Origin of the sequence: Streptococcus mitis (genome assembly GCF_023109105.1) — a bacterium.
GTDB lineage: Bacteria > Bacillota > Bacilli > Lactobacillales > Streptococcaceae > Streptococcus > Streptococcus mitis_BW.
In genome coordinates this window covers 24336-31173 of the sequence record NZ_JALDTZ010000019.1, presented here as the reverse complement: position 1 = coordinate 31173, position 6838 = coordinate 24336, and the positions used below count along the sequence as shown (strand labels likewise).

Genomic DNA, 6838 nt, shown 5'->3' with positions numbered 1-6838 from the left:
ATGGGACTTTTTTTCTACACAAAAATAGGCTCCATAATATCTATAGGGGATTTACCCACTACAAATATTATAGAGCCAATTATGCTATACTATTTGAAAAGAATTCTGTTTAATGTTCAGGTTTCTTATTTTAAGAAGAATTGGAGTTTGCTTATGAAAGCGATTATAACTGTTGTTGGTAAAGATAAATCTGGAATTGTTGCAGGTGTTTCTGGTAAAATTGCAGAATTGGGTTTGAACATAGACGATATCTCTCAAACTGTCTTGGATGAATATTTTACGATGATGGCTGTTGTCTCTAGTGATGAAAAGCAAGATTTTACAACTCTTCGTAAGGAATTTGAAGCTTTTGGGGAAACTTTGAATGTAAAAATCAATATTCAGAGTGCAGCGATTTTCGAAGCTATGTATAATATCTAGGAGGTGCACATGGATATTAGACAAGTTACTGAAACCATTGCTATGATTGAGGAGCAGAACTTCGATATCAGAACTATTACAATGGGAATTTCCCTTTTGGACTGTATTGATCCAGATATCAATCGTGCTGCAGATAAAATATATGAGAAGATTACTAGAAAAGCAGCTAATTTAGTGGCTGTTGGTGACGAAATTGCAGCTGAGTTGGGAATTCCTATCGTTAATAAGCGTGTATCGGTGACTCCTATTTCGCTGATTGGGGCAGCGACAGATGCAACAGACTATGTGGTTCTGGCAAAAGTGCTTGATAAGGCTGCAAAAGAAATCGGTGTGGATTTTATTGGTGGTTTTTCTGCTTTGGTACAAAAAGGGTATCAAAAGGGAGATGAGATTCTCATCAAATCTATTCCGCGCGCTTTGGCTGAAACGGACAAGGTTTGCTCGTCAGTTAATATCGGTTCAACCAAGTCAGGTATTAATATGACGGCTGTGGCAGATATGGGACGAGTTATCAAGGAAACGGCAAATCTTTCTGATATGGGGGCAGCTAAGCTGGTTGTATTCGCTAATGCGGTTGAGGACAATCCATTTATGGCGGGTGCCTTCCATGGTGTTGGAGAAGCAGATGTTATCATCAATGTCGGCGTGTCTGGTCCTGGTGTGGTGAAACGTGCCTTGGAAAAAGTTCGTGGAAAGAGCTTTGACGTAGTAGCAGAAACGGTCAAGAAGACTGCTTTTAAGATTACTCGTATTGGTCAATTGGTTGGTCAGATGGCTAGTGAGAGACTGGGTGTAGAGTTTGGTATTGTAGACTTGAGCTTGGCGCCAACTCCTGCGGTTGGAGACTCTGTGGCACGTGTTCTTGAGGAAATGGGGCTTGAGACAGTTGGAACACACGGAACGACGGCTGCCTTGGCTCTCTTGAACGACCAAGTTAAGAAGGGCGGAGTTATGGCCTGCAACCAAGTCGGTGGTTTGTCTGGTGCCTTTATCCCTGTTTCTGAGGATGAGGGAATGATTGCAGCAGTGCAAAATGGCTCTCTTAATTTGGAAAAGCTAGAAGCTATGACGGCTATCTGTTCTGTTGGTTTGGATATGATTGCCATCCCAGAAGATACGCCTGCTGAAACTATTGCGGCCATGATTGCAGATGAAGCTGCAATTGGTGTTATTAACATGAAAACAACGGCTGTTCGTATCATTCCAAAAGGAAAAGAAGGCGATATGATTGAGTTTGGAGGCTTGCTAGGAACTGCGCCTGTTATGAAGATCAATGGGGCTTCGTCTGTTGATTTCATTTCTCGTGGAGGACAAATTCCAGCACCAATTCATAGTTTTAAAAATTAAGAAAATAGGAGAAATTTTAAGTTCTATTTAAGGTTGGGTGTGTATACTATAATCATTAAATAAAGACCTCCTAATATTATTTGAAACAGATAACTCTGATTTAGTTTGAATTTGATTTTCATCTAATATCTTTATTTAATGAACTCCTAAACTTTTTCATAATAATCTCCTGTAAAAGTCGCCTGTACGGGTGGCTTTTGTTTTATCATCCATGATATAATAGAAGCAAACGGAGGACGGAAAATGGTAAAAGTACGATTGTATTTGGTACGTCATGGAAAGACTATGTTTAACACGATTGGTCGCGCGCAAGGTTGGAGCGATACTCCCTTAACAGCTGAAGGTGAGCGAGGGATTCAAGAATTAGGGATCGGTTTGCGAGAATCTGGTCTGCAGTTTGCTCGCGCTTATTCGAGTGATTCTGGGCGCACCATTCAGACCATGGGAATCATTCTTGATGAACTTGGCTTGCAGGGGAAAATCCCTTATCGCATGGACAAGCGTATCAGAGAGTGGTGTTTTGGTAGCTTTGATGGAGCCTACGATGGCGATCTTTTCATGGGCATTATTCCTCGTATCTTTAATGTGGACCATGTTCACCAATTGTCTTATGCTGAATTGGCTGAGGGCTTGGTAGAGGTCGATACAGCTGGTTGGGCTGAAGGCTGGGAAAAACTCAGTGGCCGCATCAAAGAAGGTTTTGAAACGATTGCCAAAGAAATGGAAGAACAAGGTGGCGGAAATGCCCTTGTCGTCAGCCACGGAATGACCATTGGAACTATTGTGTATCTGATTAATGGCATGCATCCTCATGGTCTCGATAATGGTAGCGTGACGATCCTTGAATATGAGGACGGCCAGTTTAACGTTGAAGTTGTCGGCGACCGTAGTTATCGAGAACTAGGACGTGAGAAGATGGAAGCAGCCTCTATTTAATCAGTCCAGACTTATACTCTTCGAAAATCTCTTCAAACCACGTCAGCTTCGCCTTGCCGTAGATATATGTAACTGACTTCGTCAGTCTTATCTACAACCTCAAAGCAGTGCTTTGAGCAACCTGCGGCTAGTTTCCTAGTTTGCTTTTTGATTTTCATTGAGTATTACTTTCTATGAACTAGGGATTTGATAAGAATATCAAGATAAGAAAAAACAGCCGAGGGTAATCCTTTTGGCTGTTTTTGATGGGGGAAACTAAAGTGTAATGCTATTGCTCTTAGAAATCTTCATGAATAAGAGTAATGAACTCACTGTTAGAATAGTCAAAATAGTTGACAAGGCTGCGGCTACACCGTAATTCCCTCTGAGAACTTCTGTATAAATAGCTACAGTCATTGTTCTTGTTTTGACATTGTAGAGGAGGATAGAAGTAGAGAGTTCTGAAATCATTGTGACCCAAGATAGGATAGCTCCAGAAATAATACCAGATAGCATCATTGGAGTTGTAATCTTAGCAAAGGTATTGAGACGACTACTTCCTAAGCTCTCAGCGGCTTCTTCAATACTTGGTGCTATTTGTTGCAAGCTAGCAACAGATGAGCGAATAGTATAAGGTAATCTTCTGACAGATAGGGACATAATTAAGATGAAAGCAGTCCCTGTAATCATAAGAAATCCACTTCCAAATAGACCAGTATTGAAGGAAGAAATGAAGGCAATCCCTAGAACGGTTCCTGGTACAATATAAGGAACCATACTGAGGCTGTCAATTAAGTTTGTAAACAAATTCCGTTTTCTAACGGCTAGGTAGGAGATAAATGTTGCGAATAGGACAACTAGAACTAAGGCAATCAAAGGGATACGAATGGTATTGAAAATAGCAGATCCCATACGATTGAAAGCTACCTTGTAACTGTTTAGAGAATAGCCTTTGACAAATACCATACCTGATGTTTTTAGGAAAGAAGTATAAATCAAGTAGACTTGAGGTAGAACAGAGAACAAGATAATTCCGTAGACTATTGCATAAATAGCAGCCATTTTTCCTTTTGTAGTTTTTTTAGGTTCAATTGGATGGAGCGAATTCATGCTGAAACTGTAGCGATTTGAAATGTATTTTTGTATAAGGAAAATTGCCAAGGCAATGATAATCGCCATAATTGCTAAGGCAGATGCAAAAGCAGAATTTCCCCCAACCTCGCTAATAAATTGGGTATAAATCAGGACAGGGAAAGTCCGATATCCTTCACCAATCAACATAGGCGTTCCAAAATCTGAGAATGCTCTCATAAATACAAGCAAGGCAGCAGCTAGTAAGGTTGGAACTAGGAGAGGTAAAACAACAGTTACGATACGCTTAAATCCGAAGGACCCCATGCTTTCAGCAGCTTCAAGTAGAGAATTGTCAATACTTTTCATTGTCCCAGCAACGTATAGAAATACCAGTGGGAATAGTTGCAGTGTAAAGACAAGTACAATTCCTTTGAATCCATAAATATCGATAGCTGGAAGATGAAGGGCATTTGTCAGAAATTTAGTGATGACCCCATTTCGTCCCAGCAATAGAATCCAGGAGTAGGCTCCCACGAACGGAGCTGACATGGAAGCAATGATAATCAATATTTGTAGAAATTTCTTTCCCTTGAAGTCATACATAGAGAAGAGATAAGCTAATAAGGTTCCTACGACTAAGGAAGTGACAGTAGCGGTAATGGAAACCTTGAAACTGTTGACAAGTGTTTCAGAGTAGTAGGCTTTACTAAAGAAAGTGACAAAATTAGCTAGTGAGAATTGTCCTTCATGTATGAGTGCTTGCTTGAGCACGGTAACGATAGGATAAACGAGAAAGACAAGATAGGTAAGAAAGATGAAGAAAGAGGAGGCTGTCCAAATATTTAGTTTTTTACGTTCCATGGTTGACTCCTTTTATCAGGTTTTGTGAACCATCTGCAGAAAAGACATTTAATTTTTGAGTATTGATTCGTAGACGAATACGATCGCCTTTTTGTAGATCTTCTTCAAAAGTTGATTCTTCGCTAACTTGAATTTTTGAGGCAAAACCTGTCTCAATGAAATACTCCGTATTTAGTCCAAGATAGACGCTATCGCTAATCGTTCCTTCAATATCTCCAGATTCATCTTTGATAAACTCTTCAGGACGAATGCTTACATGAATAGCTTGTTCTTCAGCCTGATCAAGAGCTGGCATTCGAAGGGCATAGCCATCTGAAAAGACGATGTAAGCGCCGTCACTCCGTTTTTCAAGATTGGCAGGGATAATATTTGTGCGTCCGATAAAGGTTGCTACAAATTCATTAGCTGGTTTATGATAGAGTTCTTTTGGTCGACCAATTTGTTGGATAACCCCATCTTTCATAACAGCAATTTGGTCTGAAATAGCCATAGCTTCTTCTTGGTCGTGGGTTACATAAACAGTTGTAATTCCCACTTCGTGTTGGATTTCTCGAATGGCTTGACGCATATCCAAGCGCAGTTTGGCATCCAGATTACTAAGGGGCTCGTCCATGAGGAGAACACTTGGATTAACTGCTAAGGCACGTGCCAAGGCGACACGTTGTTGTTGTCCACCACTGAGTTTATCGGGCTTTCGATCCGCATATTGAGCAATTTGCATGAGTTCAAGATACTTGTTGGTCTGTTGAATCAATTCTTCTTTTGGAACCTTCTTTTGCTTAAGACCGAAAGCAACATTGTCTCGGACAGTCAAATGTGGGAAAATAGCGTAGTTTTGGAAAACCATCCCAATATTGCGTTTGCTGGGTTCCATATTATTGATTTTTGTATCATCGAAGTAAAATTCTCCGCCCTCGATACTGTTGAATCCTGCAATCATACGAAGAAGAGTCGTTTTTCCACATCCTGAAGGTCCAAGAAGGGTAAAGAGACTTCCTTTTGGAATCGTAATGTTCAAATTCTCAATAACAGGGACATCGTGGTAGATTTTTTTGGCGTTAATAATTTTGATCTCACTCATAGTGAACCTCTTTTACTGTTTGGATTGGATATCTGTAAAGACTTCGTTGTATTTCTTAACGATATCTGATTTATTCTTGATGACATAATCATAATCTTCAGTGAGTGTTTTGATTTTGTCAATTGGTTTCATATTTTCGCTTGTTTTAGCATTTTTACGAACAGGACGGTTAGTAGTGGTTGTACCAAGTGTATCTTGTACTTCTTGAGAGATGATAAAATCGATAAATTTCTTGGCATTTTCCATGTTTTTCGCTTTTTTAACGATAGCGGCACTAGCAGGTAGGAAGACTGTTCCTTCTTTTGGATATACTACCTTGATGTTAGCTCCGTCATTTAAGAGTTTAACTGCTGGATCTTCGTAAGAGAGACCAACAGCCATTTCTCCGTCAGCGACTGCTTTATAGACACCAGATGAACTTGAACCGATTTTACCATCAATAAGTGTGAAGAGATCTTTTACATAAGACCAAGCTTTATCATCTTTGTAGCCACCTTGAGCTTGGAGCATGTTTGTTAATTGAGCAAAGGCGCTAGAAGAGTTTGCTGGGTCAGCAGTTGCGATTTTTCCTTTTAATTCAGGTTTAAGAAGGTCGCCATATCCTTCGATGTTCATGCCTTTAGTTAAATCAGGATTGACGATTAAAACACTACCATCTAATGTATAAGGAGTAGAGTAGCCAGTTGTATTTTGATATTCTTTGATAACATTATCATTTTCTTTTGAAGTATAGTTTTCAAAGAGTTCACCGTGGGTAGCATATTGTGTATAAGAACCACCAAAGATGACATCGGCTACAGGAGCTTCTTTTTCAGACTCTAGTTTTTTGAAAAGTTCTCCAGTACCAGCTTGAATCAGTTCTACTTTGATACCATATTTTTCTTCAAAGGCAGGAATGGTTGCTCCAATTAAGCCCTCTGAGTTTGGTGAATAAACGACTAGCGAACCGCCATCCCCTTTATCAGATGAACTGTCATCGGCAGATTCATTAGAAGAACAAGCAGCAAGACCAAAAAGAGCTAGTCCGCAAGCAGCATAATACATCCATTTCTTTTTCATGATGGATACCTCCGTTATGTTATTTAAGTTTATTTTAAAATAATGTAAGCGTTTTTAAAACCAATAATTCTATTCTATTAG

7 protein-coding genes are annotated in these 6838 nt (G+C 39.7%); 3 read left to right on the top strand and 4 right to left on the bottom strand.

What is annotated here, in order from left to right; all coding sequences use genetic code 11:
• Positions 1-153: 153 nt before the first annotated feature.
• The 3 genes from M1F37_RS09115 (at position 154) to M1F37_RS09105 (ending at position 2703) form a co-directional block, all read left to right on the top strand.
• A complete protein-coding gene (locus M1F37_RS09115) occupies positions 154-420 on the top strand; it encodes an ACT domain-containing protein (RefSeq protein WP_247935558.1) in 267 nt (88 codons plus the stop codon).
• A 9-nt stretch (positions 421-429) separates the two neighbouring features.
• Positions 430-1767, top strand: a complete 1338-nt coding sequence (locus M1F37_RS09110) for a PFL family protein (protein WP_247935556.1) — start codon at positions 430-432, stop codon at positions 1765-1767.
• 243 nt (positions 1768-2010) lie between these two features.
• Entirely contained in the window at positions 2011-2703 is a 693-nt protein-coding gene (locus M1F37_RS09105; RefSeq protein WP_247935555.1) for a histidine phosphatase family protein, read from the top strand.
• Between the two features lie 32 nt (positions 2704-2735).
• On the opposite strand, the gene M1F37_RS10045 is transcribed toward M1F37_RS09105, so the two are convergent.
• The 4 genes from M1F37_RS10045 to M1F37_RS09090 all read right to left on the bottom strand — a co-directional run bounded on the left by M1F37_RS10045 (position 2736) and on the right by M1F37_RS09090 (position 6757).
• Positions 2736-2861, bottom strand: coding sequence for a hypothetical protein (locus M1F37_RS10045; RefSeq protein ID WP_049497424.1), 126 nt, complete (start codon positions 2859-2861; stop codon positions 2736-2738).
• Positions 2862-2958: 97 nt separating this feature from the next.
• The gene (locus M1F37_RS09100; RefSeq protein ID WP_247935554.1) at positions 2959-4617 is read right to left on the bottom strand and encodes an ABC transporter permease; all 1659 of its coding nucleotides are present in this window, start codon (positions 4615-4617) and stop codon (positions 2959-2961) included.
• A complete protein-coding gene (locus M1F37_RS09095; RefSeq protein ID WP_001289693.1) occupies positions 4607-5698 on the bottom strand; it encodes an ABC transporter ATP-binding protein in 1092 nt (363 codons plus the stop codon). Before M1F37_RS09095 ends, M1F37_RS09100 begins: the two co-directional genes overlap by 11 nt.
• A 12-nt stretch (positions 5699-5710) precedes the next feature.
• Complete coding sequence (locus M1F37_RS09090) at positions 5711-6757, bottom strand: ABC transporter substrate-binding protein (RefSeq protein ID WP_247935553.1); 1047 nt, start codon at positions 6755-6757, stop codon at positions 5711-5713.
• Positions 6758-6838 lie beyond the last annotated feature (81 nt).